Below are 21072 nucleotides of genomic sequence, written 5' to 3'. Positions count from 1 at the left end.
CGCATGATCGAGATCAGGGCAACGACGCCCGATGAGTACCGCGCCGCATCCGACGTCGTGAGCACGGCCCTGCTGCACGCTCCCATCAGCGACGACGACTGGCCCAAGAGCCTGCCGTCCTGGGAGGCGTCCGACTCCATCAGCGCGTGGGACGGCGACCGCTGCGTCGCCCACATGGCCGGCTACCGCCTCGACACGATCGTGCCCGGCGGCGCCCGGCTCTCGACGAACGGCGTCACGCGCGTCGGCGTGCTGGCGACGCATCGGCGTCAGGGCCTCGCCCGGCAGATGATGACGCGCCTGCTGACCGACGCCTACGAGCGCGGACAGATCCTGGCCTCGCTGCGAGCGAGCGAGACGCGGATCTACCAGCGCTACGGCTTCGGTCTCGCCGGCCAGATGAACGAGGTGAACGTCGTGGCCCGCACCGCCCGCCCGTTCCACGGCGCGGCGACGGGCGGCTCGCTGCGGATCCTGCGGGGCGACGAGATCCTCGACGTCGTCCGGCCGATCTACGACCGGGTCGCGAGGCGCCCCGGCGTGCTCGTGCGCCCCGACTGGATGTGGGAGCGGTACCTGCGCAACGCCATCACGCCGAGCGGCGACGGCGAGTTCGTGGTCGTCCATTCCTCCCCCGGACCCGATGGCACACCCGTGGACGACGGCTTCGTTCATTACGGCGTCAAGTGGCAGACGGCCAATTTCACACCGCCGCTCGGGCAGGGCGAGGTCTACGACCTGTGGGGAGCCGATGGATCGGTCGAGCTGGCGTTGTGGCAGTACCTCTGCCACATCGACCTCGTGCAGGAGTGGTTCGGCGAGGAACGCCCGGTCGACGACATCGCGTCGCTGGCCGCCGCCGACGTGCGCGCCTACCAGGCGCGCTTCCGCTGGGACGAGCAGTGGCTGCGCCTCCTCGACGTGGAGACGGCGCTCGGCGCCCGCGCCTACGGCAACGGCGCGGGTTCATCGGGCACCGTCACCATCGCCGTGACCGACGAACTGCTCCCCCACAACACGGGGGTCTGGGAGATCGGCGACCACGGCGCCAAGCGCGTCGACACCGAGGCGAGCACGGCCGACCTCGCCCTCGACGTCCGCGAGCTCGCCGTCGTCTACCTCGGTGGTTTCCGGTTCTCGGCGCTGGCGTCGGCCGGGCGTGTCGACGTGCGCCGGCCCGACGCCGTGGCCGTCGGAGACGCGCTGTTCCTCACCCCCGAGGCCCCGTACTGCTGCAGCGGGTTCTGACCGGCGCGCCGCGAGCCTGCTCCGCTGAGGCACACTCAGGGGGAATGCCCAAGGACACCGCCGCCCGAACCGACACGACGCCCCTCTATCCCATCGCGTCGGTCGACAACGCGCTGCGGCTGTTGCTGCTGTTCCGCGACCACCGTGAGCTGCGTCTGTCCGACGCCGCGACGCACCTCGGCGTGGCCAACTCGACGGCCCATCGGCTGCTGGCGATGCTGCAGCACCACGGCTTCGTCCGCCAGGACGCGCGGACGCGGGCCTACATCGCCGGCACGGCACTGCTCGAGGTGGGTCTCGCCGTGGTGCGCAACATGGACATCCGCGAGATCGCCCGCCCCGTCCTCGAGGCGCTGACCGAGGCGACGGGCGAGACGTCCCATCTCGCCGTGCTCGAGCACGACATGGTGCGCTACCTCGACGCCGTCGAGAGCCCCAAGGCCCTGCGGGTGACGGGACGCACGGGCGTGATGCTGCCGGCGCACTGCACGTCGATCGGCAAGGTCCTGCTCGCCGACCTCGACGCCGACGAGCTCCGCCGGCTCTACCCCTCCGACGTGCTCCCTGCGGCGACGCAGCGCTCGATCACGTCGTTCCGCGAGCTCGTTCGCGACCTGGCCAAGGCACGCGAGCGCGGCTACGCCGTGAACACCGGCGAGAGCGAAGACGGCATGACGTCGGTGGCGGTGGCCGTCCGCGACCAGCACGGGACGGCCTTCGCGGCGATCAGCGCCGCCGGTCCGTCCGGGCGCCTCCCGGCGAAGCGGGTCGCCGAGATGGCCGCCCTGTTGAACGCACGAGCCGCGGAGCTCGCCGAACTGCTCGGCCGCTGAGCCGGTTCGGTTCCCCGCTTGTGACTCCCTGGGCGACGGGGCCCCACCGTCAGGCGGCCACGAACCGCTTGCGGTAGCGCACCTCGGGAATCGGCACGGCGTCGCGATCGTCGACCTTGCTCGCGCCGTCGGGCACCCACCCGTCGATCTCGTAGAACCGCCGGGCCCGGGCGTTGCCGGTGACGACCCACAGCACCGCCTCGCCGTAGCCGAGCGCGGCGAGCCCGTGGTCGGCCGCTTGGAGCAACGCCCGACCGGCCCCGGTGCCCCAGGCGTCGGGGTGAACATTGAGCGCCTGCAGCTCGCCCACCGCCGGGTCGGCATCCTCGTCCCGCCAGGTGCCGAACAGGACGAAGCCGCGCACGACGCCGTCGACGTCGGCGACGATCGCGCCTCCGTGGTCGGCCGTCGCGTCGTCGAGCCATCCACGCCACTGCCGGTAGCGGTTCTCGACGCTCAGCGCGGCGAGGAAATCGTCGGGCAGCACGCCGCGGTAGCCGACCTGCCACGCGCGGACATGGGTCTCGGCGAGAGCGGCGGCATCGGCAAGGGTCGGCGGGCGCAGCACGACGTCCATCACCGCACCGTACGACGCCGGCCCGTCAGCGCCGTCCCGAGATAGTGCCAGGCACTATCTCGGGTCACGAGATAGTGCCAGGCACTATCTCGGGTCAGGAGGCGATGCGGTCCTTGACGTCGCCGAGGGCGTCGATCAGCAGGTGCAGGCAGTGGTTGCCGACGTCGTGCAGGCTCGAGCAGGCGCCCTGTTCGAGCCAGTACTCGCTGGCGATCGTCTGGCACGACACGACGGTGCTGGCAAGCAGGCGGGCGAGCAGCTCGCCGTCGGGCTCGCCGCCGACCCGCTCCCGGACGAGATCGGCGATCGCCGCGCCGAAGCGCTGGCGGATCGAGTCGCCCAGCTCGATGCCGGCGCTCTCCTGCAGCGCGTGGCGCTGCATCATCTTCTCCTTGTCCTTCACCATCTCGCGGCTCACCACGTCGAGGGCCTCGACGAGGCTGGCGAACACCGGCTCGTCGGCGGGACGCGAGCGGAACTCCTCGGCGAAGCGAGCCATGGCGTCGTCGAACTCGCCGTAGAGGACGTCGTCCTTGGTGCGGAAGTAGCGGAAGAAGGTCCGCGGCGCGATGTCGGCGCGGGCCGCGATGTCATCGATCGACGTCGCCGCGTAGCCCCGCTCGACGAACAGTTCCCAGGCCGCGTCTTCGATCGCCTTGCGGGTCGCCTGCTTCTTGCGCTCGCGGAGGGACTCGGACTCGACGTTGGCCGTTGCCACAACAGCAACGCTAGCGCGCTCGTGAATGAGTCCTGTCACTGGTGACATCCGGCAGCCATGCCATATGTCACTCTTGCCATCTGGCAGTACTGACAGTTTAATGACAGACGCCGCTTCACGAGAACAGGACATTCCATGACTTCCGCAACCCCCGCGCTCGACGCGAGCGCCGTGCCGGCCTCCGGGTCGCACGACTCGTCCGGCCATGCCGGCATGGAGTCCCACGGGATTCCCGAGCACATCTATCGGCGGCGTTGGGTGATCCTCGGCGCCCTGTGCCTCAGCCTGATGATCGTCGTCATCGCCAACACGTCGCTGAACGTGGCGCTGCCGAAGATGTCCGAGAGCCTCGGGCTGTCCAACTCGGCCCAGCAGTGGGTCATCGACGCCTACTCGCTCGTCTTCGCCGGCCTCCTCTTCACCGCCGGCTCGCTCGGCGACCGGTGGGGCCGCAAGCGGTTCCTGCTCGCCGGGATCGCCGTCTTCGGCGTCGCCAGCGCCTACGCCACGTTCTTCGTGAGCACGGGCGGCGAGCTGATCTTCGCCCGGGCCGCGATGGGCGTCGGCGGCGCCCTCGTGATGCCGGCCACGCTGTCCATCCTCGTCAACACGTTCCCCGCGGGTGAGCGGGCCAAGGCGATCGCCATCTGGTCGGGCATCGCCGGGGGTGGCGGCGCCCTCGGCATCGTCCTCGGCGGCTGGCTGGTCGAGCACTTCTGGTGGGGGTCGACGTTCGCCATCAACATCCCGGTCGCCGCCATCGCCCTCGTCCTGTGCTTCATCCTGCTCCCCGAGAGCCGTGAGTCGTCGCACGGACGCATCGACTTCGTCGGCGCCGCCCTGTCGATCGCCGGACTCGTGCTGCTCGTCTACGGCCTGATCGAGGGCCCGCACTGGGGCTGGACCGACCCGCAGACGCTCGCCGTCATCGCCGGTGGCATCGTGGCGCTCGCCCTCTTCGCCCTGTGGGAGCTGCGCACGGCCTCACCGATGCTCGAGGTGCGACTCTTCAAGAACGCCACGTTCAGCGTGAGCTCGATCGGCATCACCCTCGTGTTCCTCACCATGTTCGGCTTCTTCTTCGTCGTGAGCCAGCTGTTCCAGCTGGTCCTCGGCTACGGACCGTTCGAGTCCGGCCTGCGGATGTTGCCGATCATGCCCTTCCTGATGATCTTCACGCCGATCTCCGCCGTCGCCGTCGCTCGCCTCGGGGTGCGCAGGGTTGTGCTGCCCGGCATGGTCGTCACCGCCGGCGGCATCACCATCCTCAGCCAGCTCCACGCCGAGTCGGGCTACCTCCACGTGCTCGTCGGTATGGCCGTGATGGCGCTCGGCATGGCGTTCACCATGACGCCGATGACCACGCTGATCATGTCCTCGGTGCCACCCGAGCACGCCGGCATGGGCTCGGCGATGAACGACACCACCCGCGAGCTCGGCACCACGCTCGGGGTCGCCGTGCTCGGCAGCATCTTGTCGTCCGGCTTCGCCAGCCAGTTCCGTGACACCGCGGCGACGCTGCCCGATGACACCCGCCACCTGGCCGAGTCGTCGCTTGCCGGGGCCAGGGTCGTCAGCGAGCAGATCGGCGGCGAGCAGGGCACGGCCATCTTCGACGCCGCCAAGGACGCCTGGGTCAACGGCCTCGAGATGGCGATGCTGGTCGGCGCCGGCATCATCCTCGGCGCCGCCCTGCTCACCTACTTCCTGCTGCCGAACGTCGGCAAGGTCACGGCGACCGACGTCGACGGCGATGGCATCGACGACATCTCCGATGTCGACATCGACGCCGAGCTCGAGGCGTTGGAGCCGGCGGCGGTGGCCGTCGACTGAGCCGACCCGGCGGTGACGGGGTGTGCCCGGTACACGCCGTCAGAGCGCTCGATCCCGAGGCGGAACGGGATCGGGCGCTCCGTCGCGTTCAGCGGAAGGCGTCGTCGACGACGGCCTCGTCGCTCGTTCCCCAGTCGGCGCCGTACACCTCGGCGAAGGCGGCGAGCATCTCGTCGAGCGGAAGATCGGCGAACGACCCGCGCTGGTTGACGTACTCCATGTGGCGATTGCCCGACTCGTCGAACGGGTGCATCAAGGCGTCGTTCACGCCGTCGAACTCGAGCACCTTGGTGCCGAAGCGCTCGCACAGCTCCTTGTTGAAGGCCGACGACGCCTTGCGCCAGGCACCGTCGATCCACATCTCGGCGTAGCCGTGGAACACGAACAGGTCGGTCCCCATCGACTCGCGGAGCTTCTCGCTCTGGAGATGATTGCGAACGTCGGCGAAGCCCAGTCGCGCGGGGATCCCCACCGCCCGGCAGGCCGCCGCCAGGAGCACCGACTTGGGCACGCACCAGTTGCGCTCGCTCGCCAGCACGCTCGAGGCACGGAACGCGCCGGGATCCATCGAGGTGTTGTACGGGTCGTAGCGCCAGCCGTCACGCACGGCGAGGAACAGAGCCACCGCTCGCTCGCGGTCGCTCGTGGCGCCGGCCTCGTCGATCACCCGGCGGGCGAACTCGCGCACCCCGGGATCGTCGCTGTCGATGAACCACGTGCTGCCGAGACAGGCCTCCGGCGCGAGCGGGCTACCTGGCGTGGCGCCGGATCTGCGTTCGGTTGTCGGCGTCATCCCCCCACCCTCTCACCCTTGCCGGACGCCACCGAAACCGAGCTGCGGAGCCACTACCATCATCCGAGCATGGCGCTGATCGCCCCCATGCCGGCGATCACCGGCTCGGCGTGGGGTGCCTCCGGCAACACGCTGAACCCCTCGGCGCCGCCAGCCCGCGGTCCCCGCGGCCGAGACGGAAACGTGTCATGAACCACGCTGCTCCCGCATCACCCGTGCCGGCCTCGTCCGCGACGGCCGTGCCCGCCGAACTCGTCGACGCCCCGTACCGCGACCCCTCGCGGTCCACGGCCGCGCGCGTCGCCGACCTGTTGTCTCGCATGACGGCGGCCGAGAAGGCCGGCCAGATGCTGCAGCTCGACGCGCGCGACGGCGTCGACGGCCACGTGCTCGACCGTCACGCCGGCTCCCTGGTCCACGCGTCGCCCGCGGCGATCGCCCGCGCCCACGAGCTGGTGTCGACCACGCGTTTGCGGATCCCGCTGCTGATCGCCGAGGACTGCATCCACGGCCACGGCTTCCAGCTCGGCGCGACCGTGTTCCCGATCCAGCTCGGCATGGCGGCTACCTGGAATCCGGCGCTCGTCGAACAGGCGGCGCGCGTCACGGCGATCGAAGCGGCGGCGACAGGCGTGCACTGGACGTTCTCGCCCGTGCTGTGCATCGCCCGAGACCTGCGGTGGGGCCGCGTCGGCGAGACGTTCGGCGAGGACCCCTTCCTGATCGGCGAGTTCGCCTCGGCGATGGTCCGGGGCTACCAGGGCGACGGGCTCGACGATCGGTCGGCCATCCTCGCCACCGCCAAGCACTTCGCCGGCTATTCCGAGACGCAGGGCGGGCGCGACGCCACCGAGGCCGACCTCACGCCCCGCAAGCTCCGTTCGTGGTTCCTGCCCCCGTTCGAGCGGACGGCGCGCGCCGGCTGCGCCACGTTCATGCTCGGCTACCAGGCGATCGACGGGGTGCCGATCACGCTCAACCAGTGGTTGCTCACCGACGTGCTACGAGGGGAGTGGGACTACGGCGGCGTCCTCGTCACCGATTGGGACAACGTCGGGCGGATGGTGTGGGAGCAGCACATCCAGCCGGACTATGCGTCGGCGTCGGCGGCGGCGGTCCGTGCCGGCAACGACATGATCATGACGACCCCCGGCTTCCTCGACGGCGCGCTGGAGGCGATCGCCCGTGGCCTGCTCGACGAGGGTGATCTCGACGAGGCCGTCGCCCACATCCTCACGCTGAAGTTCGACCTCGGTCTGTTCGAGGATCCCCGCCTCGGCGACCCCGAACGCGAGCGGGCCGTCGTCGGGTGCCCTCCGCACCGCGACCTGAACCTCGAGGTGACCCGACGGTCGCTCGTCCTGCTGCGCAACGACGGCACGTTGCCACTCGACGCGACCACCGGCCCGCGCACCGTCGCCGCCGTCGGCGCGCTCGCCGACGACGCCCAGACCCAGCTCGGCGACTGGGCCGGCTCGTCGGGACAGACCGACTGGCTGCCGGACGGTCAGCCCCGAGACCGCATCGTCACCGTGGTCGACGGGCTGCGCACGGAGGCGCCCGACGGCTGGGACGTCGTGTACGCCCCCGGATGCCGCATCCTCACCGTCTCCCCCGACCCGGAGGGCCCGGTGTTCCCCGACGGTCAACCGCGCCCACCCGTGGCGGCGCCGTGCGCGCCCGACCCCACGTTGATCGCCGCGGCCGTCGAGGCCGCCCGGCGGGCCGACTACGTGGTCGCCGTGGTCGGTGACCGCATCGAGCTCGTCGGCGAGGGGCGGTCGACGGCGACGCTCGAGCTGGTGGGCGACCAGGTGGCGCTGCTCGATGCCGTCGCCGCAGCTGGCACGCCGATGATCGTCGTCGTCATGGCGTCCAAGCCACAGGTCCTGCCTCCGATCGCCCTGACGGCCGAGGCGATCGTGTGGGCGGCGAGCCCGGGGATGCTGGGTGGCACGGCCATCGCCGAGCTCTTGTTCGGGGCCATCGAACCGTCGGGACGGCTACCGGTGTCGTTCCCCCGCCATGCCGGGCAGCTCCCGGTGTTCTACAACCAGATCCGGGGTCAGCACGGGCACCGCTACGCCGATCTCACGCAGGACCCGGCGTTCGCCTTCGGCGAAGGGCTGTCCTACAGCACGGTCGAGTACCGCGAGTTGAGCCTGCGCGACGACGTCGTCGGCCGCGACGGCGTCGTGCGCGCCGAGGTCGTGCTGCGCAACGCCGGCCGCCGCCCGGCACTCGACACGGTGCAGGCGTACGTCAGCGACCTGGTGACGTCGGTGACGTGGGCCGACCAGGAGCTCAAGGCGTACCGCCAGGTCGAGGTGGCACCCGGGCAGCAGATCACGGTGGCGATCGACGTGGCCGTCGCCGACTGCTCGATCGTCGACGACGCCGGGCGCCGAGTCGTCGAACCGGGCGAGTTCGAGCTCCGCGTCGGACCGTCGTCGCGGCTCGAGCGGCAACTGCGGGCCCGGTTCACGGTCCAGGACTGACGTCCGACCGGCTGCGATTGTCCGCGCCGAGCGGGCCGATCGGCAAGGTTTGCGCTGACGTGTTGCAGAGGCCGGCGCGACCTCCTACGTTGCCCCTACCGACATCACCCCAGGACCTCGTGCCCGCCGGCGGCGGGCTTCGATCTCGGGGAGGCCGACGTGGCCATCATCACGTGCTGGGCAGCCAAGGGCGGCAGCGGCACCACGGTCGTGGCGGCCGGTCTCGCCCTCGCCACGGAGCATCCGTCGGTCATCGTCGACCTGGCCGGCGACCAGGCGGCCGCGCTCGGACTGCCCGAACCGCTCGGTCAGGGCCTGTCGGAATGGTTCGCGTCGGACGCCGACCCCTCGTCGATCGTCGACCTCGCCGTCGACGTCGACAGCTCCACCGCGTCGGTGCACCGGGGTGCCAGCCCCATCCGCCCCGACGCCGACCGGTGGGGCGACCTCGCGGCGTGGATGGCGGCCGACCACCGACTGTTCGTCGTCGACGCCGGCACCACGCCGAGCCCACCACCGGCGCTCGTGCGCGACGGCGTCGACCACCGCGACGGCTCCAGCGACGGCGGCGACACGACCATCGGCATCCTCGTCACCCGACCGTGCTACCTGTCACTGCGGCGAGCGAGCGCGGCCCGGATCCGCCCGTCGGGAGTGATCGTCGTCAACGACGGCGGCCACGCCCTCGGGCGCAGCGACGTCGCCCGGTCGGTCGGCGCGCCGGTGCTCGCCGAAGTGCGGTTCGATCCGGCGGTGTCCCGAGCGGTCGACGCCGGACTCCTGGTGTTCAACCTCCCCGGCGGCTTCCTCAAACCGCTGCGGCGCGTCGTGCTCGAACACGTCGGCATCGAACGGCCGGCGAGCCGACCCCGGCTGAGCGCATGAACGCCACCGACCACACTCCCGACGACCGGCTCGTCCGCGCGCTGTGCGCGGCCGCCGAATCCGAACCCGGCCGGGCCGAGACTGCCGTCCGGGTGCACCTCAAGCGCCTCGCGCCCCTCGCCGGCCCGGACGAGTCGGAACGCCTCGTCCGGGCGGCGGTGGCTCGCCTCGACGGACTCGGAACGCTCGACGCCGTCCTGCACGACGAACGCGTCGACGAGGTGCTCGTCAACGCCGGTGGGCAGGTCTGGGTCGACCGGGGTGGCGACGTCCACCCTCACGGACACATCGGCGAACACGAGCTCGCCGTCGTCATCGAGCGCATCCTCGCCCCGCTCGGCCGTCGCCTCGACCGCACCACACCCGTCGTCGACGCACGGCTCGCTGACGGCACCCGGGTGTGCGCCGTCGTTCCACCGGTGTCGCTCGGGGGCACCTCGCTGTCGCTGCGCCGCTTCCGCAGCGAACCGCTCCCACTCTCGGCCTTCGCCCCGCCGACCGTCGTCGATCTGCTCACCGACGTCATCCACCGCCGGTGCAACGTCGTCGTCTCCGGCGCCACGTCGTCGGGGAAGACGTCACTGCTGTCGGCGCTCCTCGGACTCGTCGCACCCGGCGAACGCGTCGTCTCGCTCGAGGACACCGCCGAGCTGGCGCCACGGATCGCCCACCATGTCCGCCTCGAGGCTCGTCCCGCCACCGCCGACGGCGTCGCCGAGATCACACTCGACCACCTGCTTCGCACGGCACTGCGGCTCCGCCCGGATCGCCTCGTGGTCGGTGAGGTGCGCGGTGGGGAGATCCTCAGCCTCATCCAATCGCTCAACACGGGCCACGACGGCTCGCTGTCCACCGTGCACGCCAACAGCGCCACCGACGCGCTCCGCCGGCTGGAGACCCTGGTGATGCAGTCGGCCCCGACGTGGCCACTCGCCGCCATCCGGGCCCATCTGGTCCGTTGCCTCGACGTCGTCGTGCACGTCCAACGAGCGGCCGGTGGACGCCGGCGCGTGGCGGAAGTGGGCGAGATCGTGGGCGCCGGCGACGGCGAGCCGACCGTCCGGCTACTCGTCCGGGACGACGAGGTGATCACCGGGCCCGCGCGCACGAGACGGTGGGAGCGGCCGGCGTGACCACCGCATCGATGGTGCTCATCGCCGTCGCCGTCACGGCGGTCGGACTCACCGGCGTGCGTGGGGCCGGCGCGGTGCAGCGGCCGCGAAGCTCGCAGCAGCGCCGGCTCCGGCGCCCGGTCCTGCCGCGACCGCGTCGCCGGTCCGCTTCACCCGGCGACCTCATGGTGGCGCAGTGGTGCGAGGACGCCGCCCGGTCGCTACGGGCCGGGGCCACCCTGGCCGCCGCGCTCGAGGACGCCACCGGGCGGCGGGAGGCGATGGCGCCGTCGATCGATCCGATCCTCGCCGCCGTCAGGCGCGGCCGGTCGTTGGTCGAGGCCCTCGCCACCGCCGACGCGCGTGTCGTCGATCCAGCCTCGGCCACGGGGCTGGCACTCACCGTGGTCCGGTCCTGCGCCGACCTCGGCGGGCCGGCGGCCGTTCCGCTCGAGCGGGTCGCCGCGACGCTGCGCACGCGTGCGGCGATCGCCGACGAGCAGGTCGCCCACAGCGCTCAGGCGCAGCTGTCGGCGCGCGTGCTCACCCTCGTCCCCATCGCCCTGCTCGCGCTGCTGGTCCTCACCGAGCCCAACGTCCGCGGCGCGCTCGCCACCCCGCCCGGCTACCTGGCCGTCATCCTCGGCGCCATCCTCAACCTCGTCGGCTGGTGGTGGATGCAGCGAATCATCGGCAGGCCACGATGACCCCGTCGGCATGGGCGACGATCGCCACCGTGGCCGCGGTGGTCACCGCGGGCACGGCACTGCAACGGCCACCGGGCCGATCGCGCCCGGTCCCCGGGCGGCTCGACACGGCCAGCGGCGACGCAGCCGCCGAGGTGGCCGCCCCGCCACCTGATGCCGCCGCCGATCGACGCCGGCATCGCGTGGTCGCGGTCGCCTCCTTCGCAACGGCTGGGGTCGTCGCGATCGCCGCCGGGCCGGTGCTCGTCGTCGTCGGCGCCGTCGTGGCCATTGTGTTCCGCTCGCTCCGTCGACGGCGCGCCGCGGCGGCCGACCGCGCCGCCGTCGAGGCATCGATGCCCGATGCCATCGAGCTGCTCGTCGCCTGTCTCCAGTCGGGCCGATCGCCCACGCAGGCGCTCTCCGATCTGGCCCGCCTCGCTCCTCGCCCGGTGCGTCCAGCCTTCGCGGCCGTCGAGCAACGACTGCACCGCGGCCACGGCACCGGCGAGGCCCTCGGCGAGCTCATCACCCGGTGTGGTTCCAGCGCCCTGGCGCTCGTCAACGCCATGTCCGCGGCGCTGCGCGACGGCCTCCCACTGGCACCCGTGCTCGACCGCCTCACCGACGAGGCCAGCGCCGGACGCCGCCGCCAGGGCGAGGCGGCCGCTCGGCGCCTGCCGGTCCGCCTGTCGTTCCCCCTGGTCGCGTGCACCCTGCCCTCGTTCGTGCTCCTCTCCGTCGCGCCGGCGATCCTCGGCGCCCTCTCGTCGCTGCGGGACTCCCCGCTCTGATCGACCGCCACCATCGCCTGCCCACCACCTCCAGGAGTCCAGATGTACGAGCTCATCCTTCGCGCCCACCTGACCGTCCTCGCCGTCGCCAGCGAGCGCCTCGAGCGGGCCCGGCACCGCCTCCGCGACGATCGTGGTCAGGCGACCACCGAATACGCGCTCGTGCTCCTCGCCGCCGCGCTCGTGGCCGTGCTCGTGATCACCTGGGCGACGGCCGGCGGCGGGGCGGCCAAGGTCGGCCGCCTGTTCGACAGGGTCATCGACTCCGTCATCGACAAGGTGTGAGCGCAGCGAGCACCGCTCGACACGGTGTGAGCGCAGCGAGCACCCATCAATACGGTGTGAGCGCAGCGAGCACCCATCAATACGGTGTGAGCGCAGCGAACACGCATCGAACCGGTGTGAGCGCAGCGAGCACCGCTCGACACGGTGTGAGCGCAGCGAACACCCATCAACACGGTACGAGCGAGGCGAGGTCGGTCCGCGACGATCGCGGCCAGGCGGCGGTCGAGCTGGCCATGGCGATGCCGCTCGTCGTGGTCTTCGTGCTCGGGGTGCTCCAGGTGGCCCTCGTCGCCCGCGACCAACTGGCCGTCGAGCTCGCCGCTCGGGAGGCGGCGCGGGCGGCGAGCGTGTCGGCCGATCCCGCCGGCGCAGCGACCGCAGCGGCGAGCCGCGTCACCGAGCTCGGGCCGCTCGACGTCTCCGTGTCGGTCGCCGGCGACGTCGTGCGGGTGCGCGTGAGCTACACCAACCCCACCGATGTCGCCATCGTCGGCGCGGCGATCGGCGACGTCACGCTGGACGCCACGGCGACCATGGCGTTCGATCCGCCCTCGCCGTGAACGCCTCCGCGCAGCGCTACTGCCGTTGATCAGCTGTGCTGGGTGATGTCATTCGTAGTCCTCGCACGACCACCCGGCGCGCCGTCACCGCTCATGCCGCCGCGCTCAGCGTCGCGATCAGAGCCAGAACGGTCCGCAGCTGGCCGATGCACGAAGCGCACGTGTTGAGTCGGAGGGTTCGAAGCGGCCCATCAAGCGTCGTTGTCGAGGCGACGCACGTAGTCGGCCATCCCTGGCACAGTGAATGCGATCTGGCCTCGCTCCGGCGCATAGATGATGCCCTTCGAGATCAGCTGAGCGCGGGCGGGTGAGATTGCGGTCGTCGATTTTCCGAGGCGGCTGGCGACTTCACCGATAGCGGCGGGGCCTTCACCGTCGACGGCGATCGCTCCGAGCATCGCTCGCTCAGTCGGAGTCGCACGCTCCCAGCGAGAGCGGTAGAGGCCGACGTCGAGGAGCGCTTGGCCTTCGGCGACACCTAGCACGGCGTCATCGAAGGTGATCGTGTCGTCATTGACCGCGGCATCCCACGTCGACTTGCCGAACTGCTGGATGAAGTACGGATAGCCCCGCGACTCGTCGAGAATGAATGTGGCGGCATCGCCGTCGATCGTCGCACCAGCTTGAGCAGCTGGCGTGACGAGCGCTTCCCTGGCCGCGGGGTCGGAGAGCCGGTCGATCTCTCTGTACTCGAAGAGCCGCTCGGCGTAGGACTCAGCGTCGGCCAACGCGGCGGCGAGGTTCGGTAGTCCGGCGCCCACGACGTAGAACGGCAGCTGCTGCTGGCCGGCCCGGTGGCAAGCGCGGCACACGGCCGACATTTGGATTTCGTCGAGCTCCTGCATCTCATCGATGAACAGCACGACGCCCACCCCATCTTCGTTGGCCGCCTCGGCCAGCGCCTCGGCGAGGTCGGGCAGATCGCCTTGAAGTGCACCAGAGTCGGCCCTGCCAGGCTCCACGTTCAAGCCGAATGTGAACGCTCCGTCAGGTTGCACCGTGACGTTGAAGGCGGCGAGCGTCCGGAGCGCATCGATTGCGTGCGACTTGGTCTTGTCGAGCCAACCCCGTCGACGGCGCGCCGCCTGCGTGAACTGACGGGAGATGCTTCGCGCGAACTCATCGACGCTCGTGTGCTCGACCTCAACCTGTGCGACGATCCAACCGCGAGCTCTCGCAGTCGCGGCAAGCTCGTTGAGGAGGACAGTCTTGCCGACCCCCCGTAGACCGGTGAAGACGATGCTCCTCGATGTGAGACCGCGCTGCGCCCTGTCGACCAGAATCTCGAACTGCGCGAGATCCCGATCGCGACCCGACAGCACCGCCGGCGGTAGTCCGGCCCCAGGGCTGTACGGGTTTCGACGCGGGTCCACGGCAGGATTCTAGCAGCTTCTAGCTCTTTATAGGAGAAACCGCTATAAAGACTTAGAAAACCCTAGAGATAGCATTCGGCCGCAGCGTGATTGCGGTTCCTGCCAACACTCACGACGCCAACCCCGGCAAGAGGCTGTGCCACACGCCGCCGAGGAGAGTTCACCGAAGTGGGCGAGGACGATCGATCGCGCCAGCTCGGGATCGAGGCGGTTCGGCTGATCGCTACGTCAGCGGACATCCCGCAGGGATCGGGTTCACCTGTTGGCTAGCCAACGCCTTCATCGTGATCGCCGTCGTCAACGCTGTTGCCGCGATTCAGCAGCGACGGGGTGCCCCACCGGGTCCGACGAAGAGCCTCGACCCGGTCTGGCCGCTCCGCCGTCGCTACGGTGAGGGCAGGCGGCGAACCGATCGCTCCGGTGCCAGCACCCGGCACCACCCGGCTCGACCGATCCGACGACCGCACCCGTCGATCCGCCCCGTCTGACGGCCGCGGTCGCGACCCGACCGGCGCGGGGCGGCCTGCAGCGCGGATCGCGTGGGCTCCGGGGTGGCTGACACTCCTGTTCATCGTCGGTGCCAACCATCTGCGCCGGGCGGTCGGCCTGGATCCGGGCCCGCCCGCCCTCAGACTCGTCGTCGCGCTGGCATTCTCAGCAGTCGTCTTCGTCGTGCTCACCGCCGGTTGTCGCGCCGTCGTGGGCGCGACCGGCACACGCGGACGCGGACGTGACGCGGCGCCGTGACCGCCTGCGCAGCACTGGCGTGCCGATCAGGCCACGCGGTGGGGTGGCGCCGGCACCTCGTCCACCACGAGGTCGCGTAGGCCGATCTTCGGCGGGCGGCCGCGCCGGCGAACGGTCTCGACGATGACGCCGTCGGTCAACAGTTCACCTCCCCAGACGCCGTACGCCTCGCCACGTTCGAGGGCGCCTTCGAGGCAGGAGTGCCGCAGGCTGCACTTCCTGCAGATCGCCTTGGCCCGGGCGAGGTCGAAGTCGTCCTCCGAGAAGAACAATGGGGCGAACGTGCCCTCGCCGTCGGAACAGCGGGCGATCGATCGGACGCCGGCGACGGACCCGGCCGTGGTGGCGGTGTTGCTCATGCCCGTCCAGAGTCGGCGCCACGCCCGTGCTTGCCCTTTTCGACGAGAAATCAGCAGAAGTTTCTCGCCTCGCGACCCGCGCCGGCGAGCCCGGAACCGGGTCAGTCGGGGATCCAGGCGGCGTGGAACCCGTACGGCACACGCTGGGGCAGGGCGATGCGGGCGATCGGGCCGGCGGTCACGTCGGTGGCGTCGATGATCACGAAGTCGGTGACGCCCGTGGCGTCGTCGTGGAGGAACCCGAGCAGGTGGCCGGCATCCTCGGCCGTGTCGTCATCGGCGGGTACGAACAACCACTCGCCGCCGTGGGCGGTCGGACCCGGATCCCACACGTCGCTGGCGCCCGTGGTCACGTCGAACTTGACCACGCCGCCGAGGTCGAGCGTGTCGCTGGCCGGGCGACTCTCCACCAGGTAGCCGTACCGGTAGGGGCGCCCGACCAGCCGGGGATCGCGCGTCGGCAGGTCGATGGCGCGCTCCGCTTCGAGGACGTCCTCGGTCGCTCGCCCGGTGTTCGTGTCCAAGGTCCAGCGACGAAGCGTCGGCACCCCGCCGAGCACCTGGCCCTCCTCGAACATCGACGACAGCGCGCACACCTCGAGCACGACATCGGTGCCGTGCCGGGCGGCGTTGACACCGTGGAAGACGTAGCACGGGTCGATGTCGAACCACTGGACGGGGCCTCCCGCCAGCGGCATCACCCCGACCCGGGCGCCGGCGTCTGGTTGCCAGCGATACGGGAAGTTGGCCGGGTCGGCGGCGTCCTCGATGAAGCGCACGGCGGCCTCGAGGTCGAAGACCACGGGGAGGTCCCAGAAGACGGCGTCGGTCTCGGTGATGGCGAAGTCGTGCATCATCGTGCTGAGCGGGATGTCGACGGTGGACGTGTGCGACATCGTGCCGTCGGGCTCAATCACGTGGTAGGTGAGGTACGGCGGCAGGAAGCCATAGCCGAACGAGTGCATGCGACCGGTCCCCGGGTCGATCTTGGGGTGGGCGGTGAACGACGAGGTGAGCAGCCCGGCGAAGTCGTGGGCGCCGACCGTGCTGAGATCGTCGGGCCTCAGCACGTACGGGAGACCGACCTCGCCGCTCGTCAGGAGCCGACCGCCGTGCCAGATGCTCGACACGTTCGACTGGTTGGACGCACCGCCGGGCGGCCCCTCCCCGAAGCCGGCAGCCGCTTCGTACATGACGGTGCGGACGTAGCGGTTGCGGTACGCCGTGGCCCGCCCGCCCTCGAGGCGCAAGCCGTGCACCATGCCGTCGCCGAAGAACCAGTGCGGCGAGTCGCCGGCCGCCGGATTTGACCCGTTACGCACGTAGTGGCCGCTCAGCGACGGCGGGATCGCCCCCTGCACCTCGAGGTCGACGGCGTCGACCTCGTCGGACACCGGGGCGAAGTTGTCCCGGAGCCACCAAGGAACTCCCGACGGGGCGGCGGGAGTGGTGGACGGGAGGCCCGCCCACCGTCCGGCCGCGGCGACCGATCCCCCGCGACCGCAGGCCGGGACCGCGCCGATCGAGACCCCACCGAAGAGGCTCCACCGGGCGAGATCGCGCCGGCTGAACCGGCCCTCAGGAATCCCCATTCGTGCCAGTGTGGCTGCTCGAGCGGCGCCGATCGTTCACGGAGCCGCCGCGTTCCGATGGCCGACGCGCGCTAGCCCCGTAGGGTGAGCGGCGATGTTGCGGGCGGACGTGCGCGAGGTGGCCGGGACGGCGGTGGTGGAGTTGGCGGGCCGGCTCGACCTGTCCACGCTGCCGACGCTGCAGAACGCGCTGGTGCGGGCCATCGGCTCGAACATCGGCGCCACCGTCGCCGTCGACCTGGATGGGCTCGAGGGCCTCGACGACGTCGGTCTCGGCGTGCTGGTCGGGGCCGCCGGCCGTGCCCGGGGCAGCGGCGGCGACATCGTCGTGATCTGCACCCGCGACGCCCTGCTGCGCCGTTTCTCGATCACCCGCCTCGACCGAGCGATCACCATCCTCCCCAACCTCGCCTCCCTCGTCGACACGCCCGAAACCTGATTCAGGGGAGGCCGATCAGTCGGGGTCGTCGTCGGGGGCGCGGCGGGTGCCGGGTTGGAGGTTCCGCGTCGGGCGGGGTCGGTGCCGGCGATCGGCCGCCTTCTCCCGCGCCGCCTGCTCGTCCTCCAGCGCCGCCTCCTCGGCCACGAGCCGCTCGAGGCTGCGGAAGCGATCGGGATCGAGACGTCCGTCGGCGATCGCCTCCTGGACCGCGCAGCCGGGCTCCTGATCGTGCTTGCAGTCACGGAACCGGCACTGGTCCATCAGATCGAACACGTCCTCGAACGCCCGCTCGATGCCCTGACCCGACAGCCACAGCGACAGCGCGCGCACACCAGGAGTGTCGATCAGCCAGCCTCCGGCGGGGACGGCGAGCAGCTGCGACGCCACGGTGGTGTGACGGCCGCGGTGGTCGCCGCCGCGGACCTCGGTGGTCGCCTGCACGTCGGCGCCGACCATGGCGTTGACCAGCGTGGACTTGCCCACGCCGCTGGCCCCGAGGAAGGCCACCGTGCGCCCTGGGCCGGCCAGCGCCGCGAGTTGATCGATGCCGACGGCGCCCCGGCCGCTGGTGACGATGACCGGCACGCCGAGGGCGACCTCTTGGAGCTCCCGGCGGCCCGGTTCGGGATCGTCGACGAGATCGGCCTTCGTCAACACGACGACCGGATCGGCCCCGCTGTCGAACGCCAACACGAGTTCACGCTCCAGCCGGCGCTGGTTGGGCGGCGTGCCGAACGAGTGACAGAGGAAGACGGTGTCGATGTTCGCCGCGATGGTGTGAGACACCGCCCGCGCTCCCTCGAACGACGCCCGCCGGACGAACGCCGACCGCCGTTCCAGCACGTGCTCGACGCGCTCGTCGTCGGCCGATGCCACCACCCAGTCGCCGACGGCCACGTCGAGCCCGAGGTTGCGGACGCGCACGGTGCGGACCCGTCGACGATCGTCGGCGGCGACGACCGAGGCGTCGGGCACGAGCGTCGTGCTCCATCCGCGATCCAACCGGCTGACGCGACCAGGCTCGCCGGGACAGCCGAGAGCGGCCCAGACGTCGGCGAAGTCCTCTCCCCACCCCAGCGCCTCGGCGATCTCCCTTGCCATCATCCGGCGGCCAACGGTAGCGAGCGACGCGACCGAGCGTGACCGCCCGACGTCCCGCTTGCCACGGCGCATCACCGCCGGAGAAATTCTCGAATCCACCGATGAGTTCTGGTCTCGAAACCCGTCGATGTGCCGCTCACCATCGTCGTAAGGTCGGAAACCATGCTGCAACGTCTCGCCCGCAACTGCGTGCGCCACCGCTGGATCGTGATCGGTGTCTGGGTCGCCATCATCGTGGTGATCAACGGCATCGCCAGCTCCGTCGGGCCCGATTGGCGCACCGACTTCGTCCTGCCCAGCGGCGAAGCCCGCGACGTGCAGGACCTGCTCGAGGAGAACAACCCCGAACGGGCCGGATTCTCGGCGTCGATCGTCATCCAGGCGGAACAAGGCGTCGACGATCCCGCGGTGAGGCAGCGTCTCGAGGACCTCATGGCGTTCGTGCCCGAGGCCGACGCCCCCGATTGTTCTGGCATCGACGACCCGGGCGACCTCGAGGACTGCGAGGCCGAGCGCGAGGCAGCGCTCAACGACGACGAGACGATCGAGGTCACCAGCCCCTACGACGCGCCCGATCAGATCTCCCAGCGCGAGGGCTCCGCCGGGCAGATCGCCTATGCCCAGCTCGACGTGAGCGACCGCCCGTTCGAGGATCTGGCCGACATCGGCGACCGCATCCGCGACTACGGCGACGAGCTCAACGAAGCCGATCCGATCGACGGGCTGGTCGTCGAGTACGGCGGCGACCTGTTCGGCGAGTTCGAACTGCCCGAAGCCGAGATCTACGGCATCCTCGCCGCCGTCATCATCTTGATCATCGCCTTCGGCTCGGTGCTCGCCATGGGTCTGCCGATCGGCATCGCCCTCTTCGGCCTCGGCTGTGCGTCGGCGATCGTCGCCGTGCTGAGCAACTCGCTGAGCATGCCCGACTTCACCACTGCGATGGTGGCGATGATCGGCCTCGGTGTGGGCATCGATTACGCCTTGTTCATCGTCACCCGCTATCGCGAGGCGTTGCACGCCGGCCTCGGCGTGGAGGACTGCGTGGTCGAGGCGATCGACACCAGCGGCCGCGCCGTCATCTTCGCCGGCATGACCGTCGTCATCGCCCTGCTCGGCCTGACGATCATGGGTCTGCCCTTCGTCACCGGCGTCGCCGTCGCCTCGGCCGTCGGCGTGTTCCTGATGGTCGTCGCCTCGCTCACCCTCCTACCGGCCCTGCTCGGCTGGGTCGGCACGCGCATCGAGAACACCACCAGGGTGGCGCTCATCGCCATCGGCATCATGGTCGTCGCCGTGTTCATCGGCGTGACGGCGAGCGCCGCGGGTGTCGTCCTCGTCGGCTTGGTGCTCTCGCTCGTGCTGTTCGTCGGCAGCTTCTGGATCGGCCGCGACTCCCTGCGCAGGCTCGTTCCCCATCGCAGGGTGCGCCCTCGCGAGGAGCAGTTCTGGTACCGCTGGAGCCGCAACATCCAGCACAGGCCGTGGCTCAACCTCGGTATCGGTGCCGCCGTGCTCGTCGCCCTCGCCCTGCCGATGTTCGACATCCGCCTCGGGTTCGGCGACTACGGCAACCAGTCCGAGAGCCAGACGGTGCGTCGCGCGTACGACCTGATGGCCGAGGGCTTCGGTCCCGGTGTCAACGGACCGATCTTCGTGAGTGTCGAGGGTCCGACGGCGACCGACCCGGATGCCCTCCAGGCGTTCGCCGACGATCTCGTCGCCCGCGACCTCGAGATCGCCGAGGCCGAGGGCCACGAGCGGGGCATCGAGTTCGCCAGCCCGCGACCCATCAACGAGAACGTCGCCCTCGTGATCGTGATCCCGACGGCCGCGCCGCAGGACGCCGAGATGACCTCCCTCGTCAATCGCCTTCGCGACGACATCATCCCCGGGACGGGAGTGGACGCCATGGTCGGCGGGGCCACGGCCGGGGCGTCGGACTTCGCCGACTACCTCGCCGGCCGCATGCCGATCCTCATCGGCGTCGTACTGCTGCTCAGCTTCATCCTGTTGATGGCGGTCTTCCGCAGCCTGCTCGTGCCCCTCAAGGCCGTGGTGATGAACCTGCTGTCGGTCGGGGCCGCGTACGGGGTGCTCGTTGCGGTCTTCCAGTGGGGATGGTTGTCGGGCATCATCGGAGTCGACCGCAACGGTCCGATCGAGGCCTGGATCCCGATGTTCCTGTTCGCCATCGTGTTCGGTCTGTCGATGGACTACGAGGTCTTCCTCCTGTCGCGGATGAAGGAGGAGTACGACAAGTCGGTGCGGCGCGGCAAGCCGGACAACGGCACGGCGGTGGCCGACGGCCTGGCCATCACGGCCCGCGTGATCACCGCGGCGGCGCTCATCATGTTCTGCGTCTTCGGGGCGTTCGTCCTCGGCGACGAGCGGGCCCTGAAGATGTTCGGCCTCGGCCTGGCGATGGCGGTGCTCATCGACGCCACCGTGGTCCGCATGGTGCTGGTGCCGTCGACGATGGAGCTGCTCGGCGACCGCAACTGGTGGATCCCCAAGTGGCTCGACCGGATCCTGCCCAAGATCGACGTCGAGGGGCACCACCGCGAGGACGCCCCGACCCCCTCGGAAGAGACCTCGGAGGAACCCACGTCGGTCGCGCCATAGGTGTTCGCGGC

The 21072-nt window shown here is 70.7% G+C and carries 19 protein-coding genes; 12 read left to right on the top strand and 7 right to left on the bottom strand.

Annotation, left to right across the window (positions count from 1 at the left end):
- Window positions 1–3: 3 nt before the first annotated feature.
- On the top strand, window positions 4–1248 hold the full coding sequence (locus DN771_RS18915; RefSeq protein WP_162942132.1) for a GNAT family N-acetyltransferase: 1245 nt from the start codon (window positions 4–6) through the stop codon (window positions 1246–1248).
- A 44-nt stretch (window positions 1249–1292) separates the two neighbouring features.
- Window positions 1293–2081, top strand: coding sequence for an IclR family transcriptional regulator (locus DN771_RS18910; RefSeq protein ID WP_116999117.1), 789 nt, complete (start codon window positions 1293–1295; stop codon window positions 2079–2081).
- Between the two features lie 49 nt (window positions 2082–2130).
- Here the strand turns inward: DN771_RS18910 and DN771_RS18905 are convergent, their stop codons facing one another.
- Together DN771_RS18905 and DN771_RS18900 are read right to left on the bottom strand one after the other, a co-directional pair.
- Window positions 2131–2658 carry a GNAT family N-acetyltransferase gene (locus DN771_RS18905; protein ID WP_116999116.1) on the bottom strand — a complete coding sequence of 176 codons (528 nt, stop codon included), beginning with the start codon at window positions 2656–2658 and terminating at the stop codon, window positions 2131–2133.
- A gap of 94 nt (window positions 2659–2752) precedes the next feature.
- Window positions 2753–3376 (bottom strand): TetR family transcriptional regulator, encoded by a 624-nt coding sequence (locus DN771_RS18900; RefSeq protein WP_162942131.1) that lies wholly within the window; start codon window positions 3374–3376, stop codon window positions 2753–2755.
- Window positions 3377–3511: 135 nt separating this feature from the next.
- Between DN771_RS18900 and DN771_RS18895 the strand changes: the two genes are divergently transcribed.
- Window positions 3512–5209 (top strand): DHA2 family efflux MFS transporter permease subunit, encoded by a 1698-nt coding sequence (locus tag DN771_RS18895; protein WP_116999114.1) that lies wholly within the window; start codon window positions 3512–3514, stop codon window positions 5207–5209.
- 88 nt (window positions 5210–5297) lie between these two features.
- Here the strand turns inward: DN771_RS18895 and DN771_RS18890 are convergent, their stop codons facing one another.
- Complete coding sequence (locus DN771_RS18890; protein WP_116999113.1) at window positions 5298–6002, bottom strand: transglutaminase-like domain-containing protein; 705 nt, start codon at window positions 6000–6002, stop codon at window positions 5298–5300.
- Window positions 6003–6190: 188 nt separating this feature from the next.
- Here DN771_RS18890 and DN771_RS18885 point away from each other — a divergent pair, with 188 nt between their 5' ends.
- The 7 genes from DN771_RS18885 (at window position 6191) to DN771_RS18860 (ending at window position 12822) form a co-directional block, all read left to right on the top strand.
- Window positions 6191–8500 (top strand): glycoside hydrolase family 3 N-terminal domain-containing protein, encoded by a 2310-nt coding sequence (locus DN771_RS18885; protein WP_116999112.1) that lies wholly within the window; start codon window positions 6191–6193, stop codon window positions 8498–8500.
- A 159-nt stretch (window positions 8501–8659) separates the two neighbouring features.
- Window positions 8660–9385 (top strand): ParA family protein, encoded by a 726-nt coding sequence (locus tag DN771_RS29635; RefSeq protein ID WP_162942130.1) that lies wholly within the window; start codon window positions 8660–8662, stop codon window positions 9383–9385.
- On the top strand, window positions 9382–10518 hold the full coding sequence (locus tag DN771_RS18880; RefSeq protein WP_162942129.1) for a TadA family conjugal transfer-associated ATPase: 1137 nt from the start codon (window positions 9382–9384) through the stop codon (window positions 10516–10518). Before DN771_RS29635 ends, DN771_RS18880 begins: the two co-directional genes overlap by 4 nt.
- Window positions 10515–11204 (top strand): type II secretion system F family protein, encoded by a 690-nt coding sequence (locus DN771_RS18875; RefSeq protein ID WP_162942128.1) that lies wholly within the window; start codon window positions 10515–10517, stop codon window positions 11202–11204. Before DN771_RS18880 ends, DN771_RS18875 begins: the two co-directional genes overlap by 4 nt.
- Window positions 11201–11977, top strand: coding sequence for a type II secretion system F family protein (locus DN771_RS18870; protein ID WP_116999109.1), 777 nt, complete (start codon window positions 11201–11203; stop codon window positions 11975–11977). Before DN771_RS18875 ends, DN771_RS18870 begins: the two co-directional genes overlap by 4 nt.
- Window positions 11978–12019: 42 nt before the next feature.
- Window positions 12020–12262, top strand: coding sequence for a DUF4244 domain-containing protein (locus DN771_RS18865; protein ID WP_116999108.1), 243 nt, complete (start codon window positions 12020–12022; stop codon window positions 12260–12262).
- Window positions 12263–12408: 146 nt separating this feature from the next.
- Window positions 12409–12822, top strand: coding sequence for a TadE/TadG family type IV pilus assembly protein (locus DN771_RS18860; protein ID WP_116999107.1), 414 nt, complete (start codon window positions 12409–12411; stop codon window positions 12820–12822).
- A 191-nt stretch (window positions 12823–13013) separates the two neighbouring features.
- Here DN771_RS18860 and DN771_RS18855 read toward each other — a convergent pair whose 3' ends face one another.
- From DN771_RS18855 to DN771_RS18840, 3 genes are all read right to left on the bottom strand, one after another.
- Entirely contained in the window at window positions 13014–14195 is a 1182-nt protein-coding gene (locus tag DN771_RS18855) for an ATP-binding protein (RefSeq protein WP_116999106.1), read from the bottom strand.
- Between the two features lie 773 nt (window positions 14196–14968).
- Window positions 14969–15301, bottom strand: a complete 333-nt coding sequence (locus tag DN771_RS18845; RefSeq protein ID WP_116999104.1) for a WhiB family transcriptional regulator — start codon at window positions 15299–15301, stop codon at window positions 14969–14971.
- Window positions 15302–15402: 101 nt separating this feature from the next.
- A complete protein-coding gene (locus tag DN771_RS18840) occupies window positions 15403–16893 on the bottom strand; it encodes a carotenoid oxygenase family protein (RefSeq protein WP_116999103.1) in 1491 nt (496 codons plus the stop codon).
- Window positions 16894–16987: 94 nt separating this feature from the next.
- Between DN771_RS18840 and DN771_RS18835 the strand changes: the two genes are divergently transcribed.
- Window positions 16988–17332, top strand: coding sequence for an STAS domain-containing protein (locus DN771_RS18835; RefSeq protein ID WP_116999102.1), 345 nt, complete (start codon window positions 16988–16990; stop codon window positions 17330–17332).
- Between the two features lie 15 nt (window positions 17333–17347).
- Here the strand turns inward: DN771_RS18835 and rsgA are convergent, their stop codons facing one another.
- On the bottom strand, window positions 17348–18439 hold the full coding sequence (gene rsgA / locus DN771_RS18830) for a ribosome small subunit-dependent GTPase A (RefSeq protein ID WP_162942127.1): 1092 nt from the start codon (window positions 18437–18439) through the stop codon (window positions 17348–17350).
- Window positions 18440–18598: 159 nt separating this feature from the next.
- Here rsgA and DN771_RS18825 point away from each other — a divergent pair, with 159 nt between their 5' ends.
- Window positions 18599–21061, top strand: coding sequence for an MMPL family transporter (locus DN771_RS18825; protein ID WP_116999100.1), 2463 nt, complete (start codon window positions 18599–18601; stop codon window positions 21059–21061).
- Window positions 21062–21072 lie beyond the last annotated feature (11 nt).

The organism is Desertimonas flava (assembly GCF_003426815.1).
Classification (GTDB): Bacteria; Actinomycetota; Acidimicrobiia; order Acidimicrobiales; family Ilumatobacteraceae; genus Desertimonas; species Desertimonas flava.
The sequence above is the reverse complement of the archived record's forward strand: the minus strand, read 5'-3'. Positions and strand labels throughout refer to the sequence as shown.